The sequence below is a fragment of the Nostoc sp. LPT genome (assembly GCF_017115165.1).
GTDB lineage: Bacteria > Cyanobacteriota > Cyanobacteriia > Cyanobacteriales > Nostocaceae > Nostoc.
Genome location: NZ_JABXKF010000067.1, coordinates 20,354 through 37,393, shown reverse-complemented (window position 1 = coordinate 37,393; position 17,040 = coordinate 20,354). Strand labels below are relative to the sequence as shown.

Genomic DNA, 17,040 nt, shown 5'->3' with positions numbered 1-17,040 from the left:
CCTACCTTAATGGATTATTGTCGGTTTGAGGCACTTCAAAAACTGAGATGCTCCCTTCAGATTATTCCTACACCAGAACAAAAAACACAGTGCTACATATTGTGCTGCTGGTTTACTAAGCTTTACTTGCCTATTAATATCGTTCGTATGGATGAAAGGACAAAAAATCTATTTTTCTTGGCAGGTGAGGAAAATATTATAGAGAGATATCCTAACGGTAAATGGAGATACATAGGATGAGCAAGCCTAATTTTCATGCAATGAGTCAGAAAGAGTTACATGATTACGTTCTTGCTCATCGGGAAGATCGGGAAGCCTTCTACGCTTATGTAGATAAGCTGCATATCGAAGGTAATTGGATTGAAATGCCACCGTTACAGTCAGAACAGGATTTAGAAAATTATCCTCAGTTCATTGAGCGTATTCGCAGCAGTTCTGAACCACAAGATGGAGTAGTTTAAGGCTACATTGTAGTTACAGCAGCTTTTGGGCTATCCTCAGTTTGGCCGATCGCGATCGCGGATTATGACTAATTTCCTCTTCTTGTGCAATAATCGGCTTTTTTGTCAATACCTTTAATAAAGGTGAATTTCTTAAACCATGCTTCACTGGGCGGTCTTCCAAACTGTGGAAACTGATAATCGCAATTCTACCGCCAGGGACAAGGGCATTTGGTGCTTTATCCAAAAAGGTTTCTAGAGATTTTAACTCGTCGTTGACGATAATTCGCAGAGCTTGAAAAACACGAGTTGCTGGGTGAATTCTTCCATAACGGTATTTGGGAGGAACTGAAGAAGCGATCGCATCAGCTAATTCTGTAGTGGTGTGCAACGGTCGCCGTTCTACAATACGTCTAGCAATGCGCCGCGATAATCTCTCCTCACCGTACTTAAAGAAAATATCTGCTAATTCTGCTTCATTCCAATTATTAATCACATCAGCAGCAGTTAGCGATCGCCCTCGATCCATTCGCATATCTAAATTCGCAGCTTGACGAAAGCTGAAACCCCTTTCTGCTCGATCTAAATGGTAAGAACTCACCCCCAAATCGGCTAAAATACCATCGAAAGTGTTGGGGGAAAATTCGTAGTCAGCAAAATTGCTATAAATAAATTGTATGCGATCGCCAAACTCAGCTAATTCTTTCCTCGCTGCTGCTAAAGCATCCTCATCTTGGTCAATCGCCGTTACCCGCACATCCGCAGCAGCTTCTAAAATTAAGCGACTGTGACCACCACCACCTAGCGTCACATCAAGATAATGACCTCCTGGAGATACCGCTAGACCTGCAATTATTTCCTGCGGTAACACTGGTAGATGAGAAAATATCGGTTCTTCGATAGCTAGCTGACGATTCATGAGACTTAGGGCAAAAAACCACAGATGAATGAACTTTAATTATGTATTCTTTTGTTTGTGTCTTTATGGTTCCTAGCTAAAAAATAGTTTTTAAACCACTAAGACACAAAAGAAAATATCATAAACTCAACACTCAGCGTTAGCTTTGGATGTTGAGCTTTAAGCATCTGTGTGCTATTTTTTACCTTTGTTCTGGTAAATTATCGAATTTGGTATCCGTTTTAGTTTTTTCTCCATATTTAAATGGTTATTTAAAATAAAAATGAATACATTTCCGAGAAATTCGTTTTCCTGTAACAAGCTGTTCACAAGTTTGGAGTGATCTGTTTCATGAATACCTTCTAAAAAGCTCACTTTTCGCTTCAAAGCGAGAACGTAAAATGGTTGTTCAGGAAAAAATTGCAATGTTTTTTGCACTAAGTAAGCAGTTGCTATCTGCGGGTGATGAGAAAACTGCTGACGAAGCTTATTTACCTCTAAATCTGAGATATTATGAGATTCAAATTTATCATTTTCTCTCACATGGGAACGCTCTTGATCTGCTTTCAAAATTAATTCATGATAATTTAGGGCACGTTCTTGATAAGATTTTGCTTCATTAATTTTTCCTTGTTGTTGAAGAAAATAGTAAATTGTCTGACAACCTTCTATGACTATACTTGAGTCTTGCTCTATTGCCCTCTCAATGTATTCTATTCCGGTTGTATCCTGTTTATTTAATAATATTTGCCCTAGTAAATAATTAGCTGAGGCATGGTGAGCATGACGATGAAGAATTTCTTCTAATAGTGGTATAACCGCTTCTTCACCATCAAACTCAAATGTTAAAAATGCTCGTTGAGTAGCTTCCTCTAAAGTTAGCTGTTGTGTTTTTGCTTTTTGATTTAAATCTTTTAAAGTAGCTATTGATTGTTGAAAATCAGCATATTTTTGTCGCCAAGGTGTTGCTATCTCTTCTCGCCAAGCTTGACTAAAATGTGCGATAAATTTTTCTAAACTATTTTCCAATAATTTTTGAGCAGCACTGATTTCAATTGGTGCAAATATAGCTAATTCCTGCTGAGGATTGAAGATGTATCCCAAGGCTTTTAGTCTATCTGTCAGACAAGGATGAGTATCAGCATTACTAGTTTTTTTTGTTAAAGCTTCCATTAAATAACTACTTGTTATTTCTTGATGAAGTCTCTGACTTAAAGCCTGTTGCATAGCCATATAAGTCATTTTTGGTGGTTCGATTTCTGTTTCAACTTGTTTATAGATGCTAGACCAAAAATATCTTTCTAAAAATCTAGCTTTTACCTCTACATTTATCAAAGCTTCAGCAGCATTTTGTTCTCCAGTTAGCTCAACGGCACATCTATCTGCTTCATATTCATCCTTCCGTGCTAACACAAAAGAATAGGCATTAAAAAACGGGCTGTACCATGTCAAAAACCGATCAAAGATTAACGATGATACTTCATTTCCACCTTGTTGTAGCCCTTTAATAATGCGATACCAAGTTTCACGTTGGCGATAAATCCAACCACTAAAACGGCTGTGATTTCCTGATAAATGTCCTAGTTCATGAGCTAAGACAGCACGAAATTGGTCGGGTGGCAGTGCTAACATCAGTGGTAAACCCACAATTAAGTAATTTTGCTGCCATCCCAGCAAACCTAAGCGTGGTCTTTGGACAACCCCTGCATTAAAATCGTTGGTCAGCAGGATGTGGTGAAACCGTGGAGCTTGTAGCTTCGATGAGATTTCGTTAATTAAAGAATAGAGATTGGGTACATCCTTGGGTTGTAATGGTAAACCTGTAGGTGGGGGAAAAGAAACCCATAGCGATCGCACTAACACCAATGCAAATGCCAACAAAAACAGAACACCTTTCACAGATGAGGCATGAATTGAGTGAGCGTTAAGCATCAAAAAGATAATACCTACCAGCAGAGTCAATGTTACAGCTAGAACCAACAATATATATGCGTAGCCCAAAGAAGCCAAAAAAGCAACGTGCAATTTATAAAGATGCGGTTGTTTATTAGCAAAAACTTCTAACTTCTGAATTAGCCTATCAAAACGCTCTTGATTGAAAGTCATAGATGTGTATCAGCGTCATAAAACTGTAATATAACTGACACAATATCTCTATGACTTACGTAAAAACTCAGAAATCATTGGACATTATCCATTGGGCATTGTCCCTTTGTTTGAGCACAATGAGGTGAAAAAAATCCGATGCCTCAATTAAGTGGATATCGAGCTTCCATATAATAGTTGAAGAAGTGCAACAAACTGAAACATTCTGGTTGGCATCTTGGCGGTTCAATTCAAAATTTGCCTTCAGCACGCTACACGAACACAACAGGAGAACACGAAATCTATGACCAGACTAGAAACCCGCACTGAACCGATGGTGCTAAATATGGGGCCACACCACCCCTCAATGCACGGGGTTCTGCGGTTAATCATGACTCTGGATGGCGAGGATGTCGTTGACTGTGAACCAGTCATCGGCTATTTACACCGGGGAATGGAAAAAATTGCTGAGAACCGCACTAATGTAATGTACGTCCCTTACGTTAGTCGCTGGGACTACGCTGCGGGAATGTTCAATGAAGCGGTTACTGTTAACGCCCCAGAAAAGCTTGCAGGTGTCGCTGTCCCCAAACGTGCTAGCTACATCCGCGTCATCATGCTGGAGTTGAACCGCATCGCTAACCATTTGCTGTGGTTTGGCCCCTTCCTCGCTGACGTAGGCGCTCAAACTCCCTTCTTCTACCAGTTCCGGGAACGGGAGATGATTTATGATTTGTGGGAAGCAGCTACAGGTTATCGGATGGTGAATAACAACTACTTCCGCGTTGGTGGAGTAGCAGCTGATTTACCTTACGGTTGGGTAGATAAGTGTCTGGAATTCTGCGACCACTTAATACCCAAAGTTGATGAGTACGAACGCTTAGTAACTGATAACCCTATCTTCCGGCGACGTGTTGAGGGTCTTGGGACTATCACCCGTGAAGAAGCAATTAACTGGGGACTTTCTGGCCCAATGTTACGTGCATCGGGCGTGCAATGGGATTTGCGGAAAGTTGACCACTACGAATGTTACGATGACTTCGACTGGGATGTGCAGTGGGAAACTGCGGGTGATTGCTTTGCCCGTTACGTGGTGCGGATGCGGGAAATGCGCGAATCTGTGAAGATTATTCGCCAAGCAATTAAAGGACTTCCTGGCGGCCCTTACGAAAATCTGGAAGCCAAGCGTTTAGCCGCAGGTAAAAAATCTGAGTGGGATGGATTTGATTATCAATTTATCGGTAAAAAAGTTTCCCCCACTTTTAAGATGCCCAAGGGTGAAATCTATGCCCGTGTAGAAAGTGGCAAAGGTGAATTGGGAATTTATTTGGTAGGCGAGGATAATGTCTTCCCTGCACGCTGGAAGATTCGTGCAGCAGATTTCAACAATCTCCAGATTGTCCCCCATTTACTGCGCGGGATGAAGGTTGCAGATATTGTGGTGATTCTCGGTAGTGTTGACGTAATTATGGGGTCTGTGGATAGGTAGAGTAAATATCTATCTAAGTATTTTTTAGAGCAGTTGTATTACAGTGCAACTGCTCTATTTTTTTAGCGTTGGGTAAAACTACTGACTATATTACAATACGCTTGGGTTAAAGCAGGAGACGCGATGATAAATCGCCGTCTCTACAATAATCAGTCCTTCGCAGAACCACTCCTTCTCTAGCTATAAATATTTTTTACTCATATAACAGATGTACAAAATATTTATAGCGTTTTAAATAATGCCCCGCATCTTTGACAACATTGATTTACAACTGCTACCGATTTTACGAGAAACCCTCAAAATCTCTTATCGGGCAGATTTTTGCGTTGGCTACTTCAACCTTAGAGGTTGGCGAAGAATTGATGATTTAATTGAACAGTATGTTGGTAGTGAAAATGCTTGTTGCCGTTTGCTAATTGGGATGCAAAGTTTGCCTAGTGATGAAGTTCATGCGGCATTTTCCCTTAGTAGTAGTGATGGACGGATTGACAATAGTAGCATTGTGCGGTTTAAAAAACGCATGGCGGCAGAATTTCGCCAGCAGTTGACTATCGGTGCGCCGACTAATCAAGATGAAGCGGGGTTAAGGCAGTTAAGTCATCAGTTAAGAACTCAGAAACTAATTATTAAACTGTTTCTGCGTCATTCTCTCCACGCCAAGTTATATCTTGTGCATCGCCATGATCCCAACACTCCCACGGTGGGATTCTTAGGTAGTAGTAATTTAACCCTTCCCGGACTGGCGAAACAAGGAGAGTTGAATGTTGATATTTTAGACCACGATGCTTGTAATAAACTGCAAAAGTGGTTTAGCGATCGCTGGCAAGATTACGGTTGTGTAGATATTTCCCAAGAATTGGCAGAAATTATTGATCAAAGCTGGGCTAGGCAAGATTTAGTCTCACCTTACTACATCTACCTGAAGATAGCTTACCACTTATCCCATGAAGCGATCGCTGGACTTTCAGAATTCCGTATCCCCCGCGAATTTAACAACTTATTTGACTTCCAAAAAGCCGCCGTACAGCTAGCAGCACGTCATGTAACAAGGCGTGGCGGCGTATTAGTGGGCGATGTGGTCGGTTTGGGTAAAACTTTAGTTGGAACCGCCTTAGCCAAGATATTACAAGAAGATTGCTTTTTAGAAACACTAATTATTTGCCCGAAAAACTTAGTACCAATGTGGCAAGAATATGTAAATAACTATCGGCTACTTGCGGAAGTTATGCCAATTAGTCAAGTACAAAATAAGTTACCAAAACTCCGCCGTTATCGAGTTGTATTGATTGATGAAAGTCACAATTTACGTAACCGCGAAGGTAAACGTTATCGAGCAATTACAGAATATATTGCTGCCAATGAAAGTAAATGTATTTTATTATCTGCTACTCCTTACAATAAAAGTTATCTTGACCTTTCCGCCCAACTGCGGCTATTTGTGCCAGAAGACCAAGATTTGGGATTAAGACCAGAAGCTTTAATTAATGAACTTGGTGGCAGTTCTCTAGGAGAATTAGAATTTATTAGAAAGCATCAGTGTTCTGTCCGTTCTTTAGCGGCTTTTGAGAAAAGCGAACACCCTGATGACTGGCGAGAATTGATGAAGCGTTACATGGTGCGACGCACTCGCTCTTTTATTAAAGATAATTATGCCCAAACAGATGAAACCGGGCGGAAATATTTAGAATTTGCTGATGGAAGACGTTCTTATTTTCCTCAGCGTTTACCTCGTAGTCTCAAGTTTCCTTTAGAAGCTTCTAACACAGACTTTTATGCTCGTCTTTACTCTGAGTTAGTAGTAGAAGTTATTAATCAACTTAACTTACCTCGTTATGGGCTTGGAAATTACGTTATTACCAAACATAAACAGCCGCCTACAGACACAGAACAACGCTTTATTAATAGCTTATTTCGTGGTGGTAGGAGATTAATGGGTTTTTCTCGCACTAATTTATTTAAACGTTTAGAAAGTAGTGGTATTGCTTTTATTCAATCAATTGAACGCCACATTTTACGGAATTTTATTTATTTATATGCTTTAGAACAGGGGCTTGATATTCCGATTGGAACTCAAGAAGCTGAGTTATTAGATACAAGTAATAATGATGAAGATGCCGATTCTGTAGTAGCAGCTTTGTTTGATACAGAAACAGAAGAAGATGATTCTACCACTTTACTGCAAGTGGAGACAGAGGAAGGAAAAGTAACTTATTTTGATAAAGAGAATGAGAAAACATCTAAAACAGAAAAAGTTTTTCGTCAAAGAGCAAAATCAATTTACCAAGAATATACAACTCGATATCAACGAAGATTTAAATGGCTGCGGTCTACACTTTTTGATATTAAAAAACTGAAACGAGATTTGTTAGAAGATGCCAAAGCACTGATTAATGTGCTGCAATGTGGCGAGTGGAATCCTCAAAAAGATGAAAAACTTGCTGCTTTAATCAAACTGCTCACAAAAACTCATCCTAATGAGAAAGTGCTAATTTTCACCCAATTTGCCGATACAGTCCGCTACCTTGAAGATAATTTGCAATCCAGTCATATTACTAATGTAGCTGGGGTGACAGGTCAATCTAAAGACCCAACAGTAATGACGGGAAGATTTAGTCCTGTGAGTAATGGAAAACGCGAACAAATTTCATCATCAGATGAGTTGCGTATTTTAATCGCCACCGATGTTTTGAGTGAAGGTCATAATTTACAAGATTGTGCAATTATCGTCAATTGGGATTTACCTTGGGCGATTATTCGTTTAATTCAACGCGCCGGAAGAGTAGACCGCATTGGACAAAATGCTGATAAAATTCTCTGTTATTCTTTTTTACCAGCTGAGGGAGTAGAACGGATTATTAATTTGCGAGAACGACTCCGTAAACGACTGCAAGAAAATGCTGAAGTGGTGGGAACTGATGAAGCTTTTTTTGAAGATGATGATGCACGGGTAATTCTTGACCTCTACAATGAAAAATCTGGAATTTTAGATGGTGAAGAAGATACAGAAGTTGATTTGACATCAGAAGCATTTCAAATTTGGAAAAAAGCCACTGATGGTAATCCAGGTTTGAAAAAAACGATTGAGGAAATGGAAAATGTAGTTTATTCTACTCGCGCCCATACTCCCCAACCTGTGCAGCCGGAGGGAGTATTGCTTTATATGAAAACCACCGAGGGAAATGATTCTTTAATTTATGTTGACCGCGATGGAAATAGCGTTACTCAATCACAATTAGCAGTTCTTCGAGTGGCGGCGTGTGAAGAATCTACCCCAGCGATACCCAGAGATAAACAGCATCACGAGTTAGTATACAAGGGTGCTGAATTGATTGCTGAAGATGAGAAAAATGCAGGCGGTCAATTAGGGCGACCATCAGGTGCAAGGTTCCGCACTTATGAACGACTGAAAAGTTATGTTCAAGAAATGAAGGGAACGCTATTTGTCAGTGAAGAACTTTTAAAAGCAATTGATGAGATTTACCGTTATCCTTTGCGACAGTCAGCCATTGATACTCTCAATCGTCAACTGAGAAGCGGTATTAATAATCAGCAGTTGGCTGAGTTAGTTGTGGCGCTACGGATGGATGACCGTTTGTGTATTGTCACAGAAGAACTGGAGAAGCGAGAACCTCAGATTATTTGTTCTTTAGGATTATTTTCTAATTCGTAATTCGTAATTTGTAATTTGTAATTAAAGGAGTAGGGTGCGTTACGTTACGCGATAACACAACCTACAAAACTGACTTTTCTAAACAGGCGATTGATCGCGATCGTCAGAGATAAATATTCTACGCTGTTTGATTTGCTTTTAACCAGTTAAGTAAATCCTCAATGGCTGTAAAATCCAATAAAGCCTCGCCAAGTGCTTCTAATTGCTCTAGGGAAAGAGTTTGAATGCGCCCCCGAATCTCTTGTGATAACTCTCCTAGCCGTTTTTGTAGTAACCGTAACACGAGTGTTTGTCCTTGTTCTTGTTTTCCCCGCTCGTAACCAATGCGCTCGCCTGTGGTAATGTAGCTCACAGTCCGCTCCTGCTCAAATTGCTTAAACTCTTACCAAAATTCTGCTTCCAAGGCTTTTGGTAACTTGACCTTTGACCATTGACCCTTGACCCTTCACTCTTATATCAGAAGATATATGTGCCAGTTTCGTAAGTCCTGAACTATTTCCATTGAGAAATTTTCTATGCTGTTTGATTTGCTTCCAACCAGTTAAGTAAATCCTCAATGGCTGTAAAATCCAATAAAGCCTCGCCAAGTGCTTCTAATTGCTCTAGGGAAAGAGTTTGAATGCGTCCCCGAACTTCTTGTGGTAACTCTCCTACCCGTTTTTGTAGTTGCCGTAACACAAGTGTTTGTCCTTGTTCTTGTTTTCCCCGCTCGTAACCAATGCGCTCACCTGTGGTAATGTAACTCATAGTCCGCTCCTGCTCAAATTGCTTAAACTCTTGCCAAAATTCTGCTTCCAAGGCTTTTGGTAAAATCATAACCCAATCAATAAATCGATAAAGGTTACGAATATCTTTTTCTTGCAATCCTAATTCATACAATCGGCGAATCAAGCTAAATTTCCAAGCTTTACGTTCTCCGGGCTTTTTACTTGTTTGCTGCGTCTTCAAATGCGCCATTACTACAGTTGCAAATGGGTTGTCGCTGACTTCTAATTCCGTCCAATTTTATTCTTCAAGCATGATAAATTATGTCGCTTAATTTTCAACGAACACGTGATTTACTCTCTAAGTTCAAATTTAGTGATTTATTTATAGAGGAATTAGGTTGGTCTAAACCCTCAAGACAAAAACCTGAAACCTTAAAGATTGAGAAGAAGACGTATCAATACCAAAAAATTGCTGAACTCTCAGGTGTTGCAATCTTTGAAGTCACCGCAGCAGATGGGAAAATCCCAGAGGCTAAAGTTAGAGATGAGATTTACAAAGAAATTAATAAACTGATAGCTGAAAATCTCCTAATTTTTATTACCGCAGAACGCACGCGTAGTCTTTGGTATTGGGTGAAAAGAGAAGGGAGTAAAACTTTTGTTCGTGACCATTTATATGTGAAAGGTCAACCAGGAGACTTGTTTTTAAGCAAGCTTGGTTCTTTAGTCATTGATATTACCGAATTAGAACACGGGGAACCGACTGTTGTCGAAATTGCTTATAAACTACAACGCGGTTTCGATGTTGAGCCAGTAACCAAGAAGTTTTATAAAGAATTTCAAGAGCAACACCAGAAGTTTTTGCTATTTGTGAAAGGAATTGATAATGAGACAGATAGACGTTGGTATACATCAGTAATTCTCAACCGTCTGATGTTTGTTTATTTTCTCCAGCGTAAGGGTTTTATTGATAATGAGGATTTAAATTATCTGCAAAATAAGCTTGAACAAAGCCAGCAAAAAGGTGAAAATCATTTTTATGGTGAATTTCTCAAGGCTTTGTTTTTTGAAAGCTTTGCAAAACCTGAGAGTGAACGCGATTTATCTGTACAAGAATTGGTAGGAAAGGTTAAATACCTGAATGGTGGACTATTTCTTAAACATCATATTGAAGAGAAATATCAAATTTCTATAGTTGATGAGGCGTTTGAGCAAGTTCTAGATTTATTTTGGCGTTATTCTTGGAATCTGGATGATACGCCAGAAGGGAAAGACGATGAAATTAACCCAGATGTTTTAGGATATATTTTTGAAAAATACATTAACCAAAAAGCTTTTGGAGCCTATTATACTAGACCACAAATTACAGAATATCTTTGTGATAGAACTATTCACAAGTTAATTGTAGACCGCGTAAATGATGTGCTGTCTGATAAGTATAAGCCATTTGAGGATATCAACGAACTTCTGATCAAACTAGATACAAACGTTTGTCGTTCACTAATGGAAGATATTCTTCCTAATTTATCAATCCTTGACCCAGCTTGCGGTTCGGGTGCTTTTCTCGTTGCAGCGATGAAGACGCTAATCCAAGTTTATAGTGCGGTAATTGGGACAATTGAATTACAGGGAGATCAGAAATTAAAGGACTGGTTAAAAATTGAAAAAACTGAGCATCTTTCTATAGAGTATTTTATTAGGAAGCGCATTCTTAGGGATAACCTCTATGGTATAGACATCATGGAGGAAGCAACAGAAATTGCTAAACTGCGTCTTTTTTTAGCGTTGGTTTCTTCTGCTCACGATGTTGAAGAACTAGAGCCATTGCCTAATATTGATTTTAATATTATGGCGGGTAATTCGTTGATTGGACTGATTAAGGTAGATGACACCGCTTTTGATACAGTAGGAAATACTAAACAAGGTAATTTATTACAGCGTCTCACAGCAGATAATTACAAGGCTATTTTAGAAGAAAAGAATAAATCTATTGAACTTTACAAAAAACACGCTTTTATTCCTGGTGATGAAAAACTTCCTGGTGGAGAACTGGGAACGCATCAAGATGCAAGGTTGTTGAACTTACGTAAATCTATTGACAACCTTAATAAAGAATCACAAAAAAAGTTAAATCTTTTATTATTGGATGAGTTTAGTCAAAAGCTGGGTATTAAATACGAGGAAGTTCAGTTAACTGGAAAATCACAGAAGCGTGTTTTGAAGGTTGAGGATATTGCAGCCTTGAAGCCGTTTCACTGGGGTTATCATTTTGACAAGGTTTTAGAACGCGGTGGTTTTGATGCGATTATTACTAATCCACCTTGGGAAATATTTAAGCCGAACGCAAGAGAATTCTTTCTTCAGCATAATGACCTTGTGAGAAAGAGCAAGATGGATATCAAAGCTTTTGAAAAAGAGCAAAAGCAACTTTTAGCAAGTTCTGAAATAGCTACTGCTTGGCTAGAATATCAGAGTGAATTTCCCCATGTAAGTGCTTACTATCGTTCAGCAGAATATTTTAAAAATCAGATTTCCATTGTTAATGGTAAAAAATCAGGTACTGATATTAATCTCTACAAACTATTTTTAGAACAGTCCTTTAACCTGCTATGTAAGGGTGGACAGTGCGGGATTATATTACCTTCTGGTGTTTATACTGACCTGGGAGCCAAGCAGCTAAGGGAAATGTTATTTTCCCAGACTAATATTGATGCAATTTTTGGACTATCAAACGAAAGATTTATTTTTGAAGGGGTAGATCATCGTTTCAAATTTTCACTTTTAACTTTTGAAAAAGATGGTGTCACTGATTCATTTACGGCAGCTTTTCGTATCAATCCACATGAAGCTATTAGAGTAAATCAGTTAGAGACTTTTTTGAAAAATCAAGATGAACGAGTTAAAATTTCAGTTCCACTTATTCGCGGTTTGTCTCCTGAATCTCTATCAGTAATGGAGTTTAAGAACGAGATAGACATCTACATGGCTGAAAAAATGGCTAAGTTTCCCTTGCTAGGCGAAAAGATTAAGGGTAAATGGAATTTGCGCTTAACCCGTGAGTTTGATATGACGAATGATAGCCATTTATTCAAGCAACAGTCTAATAAAGAAAGATTACTGCTTTACGAAGGTAAGATGATTCATCAGTTCACTCACTTATATGCTGAACCTAAATATTGGGTGGATGAACAAGAAGGTAGGAAAGCTTTATTAGGACGGAACAAAACTGATAAAAACCAGGCTCTAGATTATCAAAACTATCGACTCGGTTTTCGCTCAGTAGCATCAAGCACCAATGAACGATCGCTGATTTCAAGCATTGTACCAAAATCAGTATTTTGTGGAAATTCACTTTTAATATCGCTGAGGTATTCAGAAGATAATCAAATCAATATAAATAACTCAGAGATGTTATTTAGTACAGCCGTATTCAATAGTTTGGTGATTGATTACTGTTTACGACAGAAGGTAACTACAAACCTCAATATGTTCTATGTCTACCAACTACCCGTCCCACGTTTAACAAAAAACGATCGCTACTTCAACGACATTGTACAACGCGCCGCTAAACTTATCTGCACCACACCAGAATTTGACGAACTCGCGCAAGAAGTCGGTTTAGGTTCCCATCAACAAGGCGTTACCGACGAAACAGAACGCGCCAAACTTCGCGCAGAACTCGATGGCATGGTAGCACACCTTTACGGCTTAACCGAAGATGAATTTAGCTACATACTCACTACATTTCCAATTGTGAATGCAACCGTAAAAGAAGCAGCATTAGAAGCTTATCGTACCTTTGCTCCAATATATGGAGACTCACAAGTAGCATTTTGAATACTAATGGTGAAACCATGAAGGTTTTTAATTATATAGGACTCATATTTGATTGCGTAAAAAAAACTCAGTACACCTTTATTCCTTCTTCCCAGTCCCCAGTCCCCAGTCCCCGGTCTTTACGAGTAATTCAGGAATCAAATCGGATTGCTATATTGGTTTATAAATATCTGTAACTAGGAATACAAACTGACTTGTTCCATTACAGTTTGAAGTATATTTATTGTCTCAAACTATAGAAAAGTTCAGCATATTTTTTGTAAATTTCAAAAATTTTAACTTTAAATTTATAATTTTGAACTTTCTCTGGTGTAAATTAAAAATTGCAATTTCTTAATGATTTATTTTAAATCTTACGAAAATGTTGACTAGTAAGATGTTCAGTTAATCTTGAATTGCAGTTATAAATACAATAATGTATTTAAATAAGGTCTAATAAATTACTATATAAATTCGATAGGATTTACTTAGTCGTAATTTTAGAACCGTGCAAATTCATTCTCACTCCGAATTTCACCAGAGTAGCGATCGCCGTCAACAGGGTTTGCAAAAATTGCTTGCTCGCCTTGTCAGAACAATGCAGCGCGATGAGTTAGTCCGCCAAACAATCAATCAACTCAGAGAATCGCTTCAAGTCGATCGGGTGGTGTTGTATTATTTTTACGGGCAGTGGCAAGGACAGGTGACTTTTGAATCTTTGAGTTCTAAAGAACTTTCAATACTGGGTTCCACTGGCCCAGATGATTGTTTTAACGACGAGTATGCTGCTTTATACTTAGCAGGACGGGTAAAGGCGATCGCTGATATTGAATTAGAGCCAATCCAACCTTGTCACCGAGATTTTCTCCGCAATATACAAGTTCGCGCCAACCTGATTGTACCAATTTTGATACCTAGAGGATTATGGGGATTGCTGGTGGCACATCACTGTCAAGGGCCTCATTATTGGTCGCCATCAGATATAGAAATGATGCAAATAGGGGCACAAACTCTAGCAACAGATCGTAACATTCTGGAGAGTTAAGTAACTGTGTATTTAAATCGCATACAGTTAAATAGGAGAGATACTCACCAGCACTGATTTTTCTAATAAGGAGAAAGAACTGTGAAATTTGGTTACACGGTGATCTGGGTAGACGATGTGGTTAAGACGGTTGAGTTTTACGAAAAAGCTTTTGGTTTAGTTCGTCGCACTCTCCTGGAAAAGGGGCAATCTATCTGGGCCGAAATCGAAACCGGAAACACCACACTAGCTTTCTCCTCTAGTAGCGAAGCACAGAAGTTATTTCCTGGTGGCTGCCATCCCAACGACGCTACACAACCACTGGCATCAATCCAGATATCATTTATTACTCCTGATGTTGGCAGTGCTTACATGAGAGCGATCGGGGCTGGTGCAAAAACACTAGATGCCCCTAAATCTCAGCCTGGGGGACATACTATTGCTCGTGTCCGCGATCCTAATGGTGTGCTAGTGTCATTGGTAAGTGGTTAGGTAGTAAATTGACTTTTAGCAGATGTCTTGAGCTTGATGACTGCTTCTAGATTTGGCTTACACTGGGCATAGGAAAACAGCACTGCCCAGAATATTAAAATGCTACTTATTCCTATTGTTACCCCGATTCCCCTTGTAACTGATGCAAATGGCGTTGTTAAAGTTAGCAAAACCCGTATCACTTTAGATACAGTCGTTACAGCTTTCCTTGAAGGGGCTACAGCAGAAGAGATCAGAGAACAGTACCCATCGCTTCATCTTTGGGATATCTATTTGGTGATTGGTTATTACTTACAACACCAAGGTGAGGTTGATACCTACCTTCTAGAGCGTCAAAGACTTGCCACGAAAGTTCAGCAGGAAGCTGAAAAGCGTTTTAACCCTATTGGAGTGCGCGATCGCCTTTTAGCAAGACGAAGCCCACAAGGGTAAATTACGATGCTGCGTTTCTTGGCTGACGAGAACTTTAATAATCAGATTATCCGTAGTGTTTTGCGTCGTAACAGTAACATTGATATTGTCCGTGTTCAGGATGTTGGATTGACTGAAGCAGACGATCCAACTGTATTAGAATGGGCAGCGCAAAACAGGCGTGTGGTATTAACTCATGATGTAGCGACGATGACAACTTTTGACTATGAACGATTACAAGCAGGCTCGGCAATGCCTGGTTTATTTGAGATCAGTCGTCGTGTTTGGGTTGGTTTAGCGATCGAGGAAATTTTGTTGCTAGATAAATGTAGCTTAGAAGGAGAATGGGAAGGACAAGTCCGGTTCTTACCTTTGCGTTAACGATTGGAGGCGACCCGCCGTTGGTAAGCATTTGTTTTTTGTAGTCCCCAATCTAAAATCTGAAATTTTATGGATTCTAATCCAGCGTTGTGTGCAGTGATCGCCAACCACATTACCACTAGTCCCCAGCAACGAATTACTTTCGCCCAATTCATGGACATGGCATTATACCACCCTGAATATGGCTACTATTCTAGCGATGCACTCAAAATTGGCTTTAAAGGTGGTGATTTTTTCACCTCTCCTAACCTCTGTGCTGACTTTGGTGAGTTACTAGCAGAACAATTTTTGCAAATGTGGGAGATTTTAGGAAAACCTGTACCCTTTTCTCTGGTAGAAATGGGAGCAGGTCAAGGATTGCTGGCATTGCATATCCTTAAATATCATCAACAGCACTACCCAGATTTTTTTACCGCCCTGGAGTACATCATTGTTGAAAAGTCTTTAACTTTAAGACAAGAACAGCAGCAACGCTTGCAAGATTTCCCGGTGCGTTGGTGCAATTTAGAGGAGATACCACCAAATGCGATCGCTGGTTGCTTTTTTTCTAACGAGTTAGTTGATGCTTTCCCCGTCCATCAATTCATCTTAGAAACAGGAGAACTCCAAGAAATTTATGTAACTACACGGAATGAAAAACAAACCAATGCCCCATCCCCCATGCCCAATGCCCCATCCCCATCATTTGTAGAAGTCACAGGAGAACCTTCAACGCCCCAACTAGCTAAACATTTGGATTCACTGGGAATAAACTTAACCCAAAGTGCATATCCAGATGGCTTCCGTAGTGAAATTAATTTAGCTGCTCTAGACTGGTTGAGTATAGTAGCAGACCGCTTGCAGCGCGGCTATGTGTTAACAATTGATTATGGCTATCCCGCTAGTCGTTACTATAATCCCAGGCGATCGCAGGGAACATTACAGTGTTACTACCATCATCGTTTCCATGACAACCCTTATATTAATATTGGGCGACAAGATATCACTGCCCATGTTGACTTTACAGCTTTAGAACGTTGGGGTGAGAAGTGTAACTTAAAGAATGTTGGTTTTATCCAGCAGGGATTATTTTTGATGGCGTTGGGGTTAGGCGATCGGATTGCAGCCCTTTCTTATCAAAAGCAACCTCTCTCGCAGTTACTACAGCACCGGGACGCACTACACCAACTTCTAGACCCCACAGGACTCGGCGGCTTTGGAGTCTTAATTCAGAGCAAAGGTCTGGATAAGACAGAAATTTCTCAATCATTAAAAGGATTGACCCTGCCAGAGTCAGCGTAAAGAAAGAAAAGTTAAAACTCTATTTAAGAATGCAGTATCAGTCTTATTTGGATTAGCATAACAGTGATTACTGTAAAGTTAAACACACTACCAAAGTAATAATTATGTCCACTCATGACCTGTTAATGTTAGCAACACTACTTACCCCCGGTATTTTACTTTCAGTAATAATTATGTTGACTTTTGCTGCCGGTGGTTGATTGCCAGAGTTAGGGAGTAGAAAAACTGGGATTTAGGATTATATCTTAAATCTCAAATAACTACTTGCCAGCTAATTTGAATCAAACAATGCAAACGCGATGTCCGATGAACTGCGATCCTCAAAGACTCGCTATCGGTAACGCTG

General features: G+C 39.5%; 12 protein-coding genes and 2 pseudogenes. 10 read left to right on the top strand and 4 right to left on the bottom strand.

The window, feature by feature from the left end; translation table 11 throughout:
* Both HWQ58_RS15525 and HWQ58_RS15520 read left to right on the top strand, forming a co-directional pair.
* On the top strand, positions 1–240 hold a 240-nt coding region (locus HWQ58_RS15525; RefSeq protein ID WP_292864021.1), incomplete at its 5' end, for a hypothetical protein.
* Positions 237–461, top strand: coding sequence for a hypothetical protein (locus HWQ58_RS15520; RefSeq protein WP_292864018.1), 225 nt, complete (start codon positions 237–239; stop codon positions 459–461). The genes HWQ58_RS15525 and HWQ58_RS15520, both read left to right, overlap by 4 nt.
* A gap of 13 nt (positions 462–474) precedes the next feature.
* On the opposite strand, the gene rsmH is transcribed toward HWQ58_RS15520, so the two are convergent.
* Both rsmH and HWQ58_RS15510 read right to left on the bottom strand, forming a co-directional pair.
* On the bottom strand, positions 475–1,359 hold the full coding sequence (gene rsmH, locus HWQ58_RS15515; protein ID WP_292864015.1) for a 16S rRNA (cytosine(1402)-N(4))-methyltransferase RsmH: 885 nt from the start codon (positions 1,357–1,359) through the stop codon (positions 475–477).
* Between the two features lie 174 nt (positions 1,360–1,533).
* On the bottom strand, positions 1,534–3,444 hold the full coding sequence (locus tag HWQ58_RS15510; RefSeq protein WP_292864012.1) for a M48 family metalloprotease: 1,911 nt from the start codon (positions 3,442–3,444) through the stop codon (positions 1,534–1,536).
* A 283-nt stretch (positions 3,445–3,727) separates the two neighbouring features.
* Between HWQ58_RS15510 and HWQ58_RS15505 the strand changes: the two genes are divergently transcribed.
* Both HWQ58_RS15505 and HWQ58_RS15500 read left to right on the top strand, forming a co-directional pair.
* Positions 3,728–4,912 carry an NAD(P)H-quinone oxidoreductase subunit H gene (locus tag HWQ58_RS15505; protein WP_292864009.1) on the top strand — a complete coding sequence of 395 codons (1,185 nt, stop codon included), beginning with the start codon at positions 3,728–3,730 and terminating at the stop codon, positions 4,910–4,912.
* A gap of 238 nt (positions 4,913–5,150) precedes the next feature.
* Positions 5,151–8,582, top strand: coding sequence for a helicase-related protein (locus tag HWQ58_RS15500; RefSeq protein ID WP_292864006.1), 3,432 nt, complete (start codon positions 5,151–5,153; stop codon positions 8,580–8,582).
* Positions 8,583–8,700: 118 nt separating this feature from the next.
* On the opposite strand, the pseudogene HWQ58_RS15495 reads toward HWQ58_RS15500, so the two are convergent.
* Positions 8,701–9,003 (bottom strand): annotated as a pseudogene (locus tag HWQ58_RS15495) (DUF4351 domain-containing protein); the annotation flags it as partial.
* A gap of 92 nt (positions 9,004–9,095) precedes the next feature.
* Positions 9,096–9,584 (bottom strand): annotated as a pseudogene (locus tag HWQ58_RS15490) (DUF4351 domain-containing protein); the annotation flags it as partial.
* Between the two features lie 26 nt (positions 9,585–9,610).
* Here HWQ58_RS15490 and HWQ58_RS15485 point away from each other — a divergent pair.
* The 6 genes from HWQ58_RS15485 (at position 9,611) to HWQ58_RS15460 (ending at position 16,694) form a co-directional block, all read left to right on the top strand.
* Positions 9,611–13,126, top strand: a complete 3,516-nt coding sequence (locus HWQ58_RS15485) for a DNA methyltransferase (protein ID WP_292864003.1) — start codon at positions 9,611–9,613, stop codon at positions 13,124–13,126.
* A 487-nt stretch (positions 13,127–13,613) separates the two neighbouring features.
* Positions 13,614–14,150, top strand: coding sequence for a GAF domain-containing protein (locus tag HWQ58_RS15480; protein WP_292864001.1), 537 nt, complete (start codon positions 13,614–13,616; stop codon positions 14,148–14,150).
* Between the two features lie 81 nt (positions 14,151–14,231).
* Complete coding sequence (locus HWQ58_RS15475; RefSeq protein ID WP_292863998.1) at positions 14,232–14,621, top strand: VOC family protein; 390 nt, start codon at positions 14,232–14,234, stop codon at positions 14,619–14,621.
* A gap of 99 nt (positions 14,622–14,720) precedes the next feature.
* Positions 14,721–15,053, top strand: coding sequence for a DUF433 domain-containing protein (locus HWQ58_RS15470; RefSeq protein WP_292863995.1), 333 nt, complete (start codon positions 14,721–14,723; stop codon positions 15,051–15,053).
* Positions 15,054–15,059: 6 nt separating this feature from the next.
* Positions 15,060–15,413, top strand: a complete 354-nt coding sequence (locus HWQ58_RS15465) for a DUF5615 family PIN-like protein (protein WP_292863992.1) — start codon at positions 15,060–15,062, stop codon at positions 15,411–15,413.
* A 69-nt stretch (positions 15,414–15,482) separates the two neighbouring features.
* Complete coding sequence (locus tag HWQ58_RS15460; RefSeq protein ID WP_292863988.1) at positions 15,483–16,694, top strand: class I SAM-dependent methyltransferase; 1,212 nt, start codon at positions 15,483–15,485, stop codon at positions 16,692–16,694.
* Positions 16,695–17,040: the final 346 nt, after the last annotated feature.

Bases quoted from the DNA above. Each gene is read 5' to 3' on its own strand.
- HWQ58_RS15510 (WP_292864012.1), bottom strand. From the start codon at position 3,444: ATGACTTTCAATCAAGAGCGTTTTGATAGGCTAATTCAGAAGTTAGAA.
- HWQ58_RS15470 (WP_292863995.1), top strand. From the start codon at position 14,721: ATGCTACTTATTCCTATTGTTACCCCGATTCCCCTTGTAACTGATGCA.
- HWQ58_RS15520 (WP_292864018.1), top strand. From the start codon at position 237: ATGAGCAAGCCTAATTTTCATGCAATGAGTCAGAAAGAGTTACATGAT.
- HWQ58_RS15500 (WP_292864006.1), top strand. From the start codon at position 5,151: ATGCCCCGCATCTTTGACAACATTGATTTACAACTGCTACCGATTTTA.
- HWQ58_RS15505 (WP_292864009.1), top strand. From the start codon at position 3,728: ATGACCAGACTAGAAACCCGCACTGAACCGATGGTGCTAAATATGGGG.
- HWQ58_RS15460 (WP_292863988.1), top strand. From the start codon at position 15,483: ATGGATTCTAATCCAGCGTTGTGTGCAGTGATCGCCAACCACATTACC.
- rsmH (WP_292864015.1), bottom strand. From the start codon at position 1,359: ATGAATCGTCAGCTAGCTATCGAAGAACCGATATTTTCTCATCTACCA.
- HWQ58_RS15465 (WP_292863992.1), top strand. From the start codon at position 15,060: ATGCTGCGTTTCTTGGCTGACGAGAACTTTAATAATCAGATTATCCGT.
- HWQ58_RS15485 (WP_292864003.1), top strand. From the start codon at position 9,611: ATGTCGCTTAATTTTCAACGAACACGTGATTTACTCTCTAAGTTCAAA.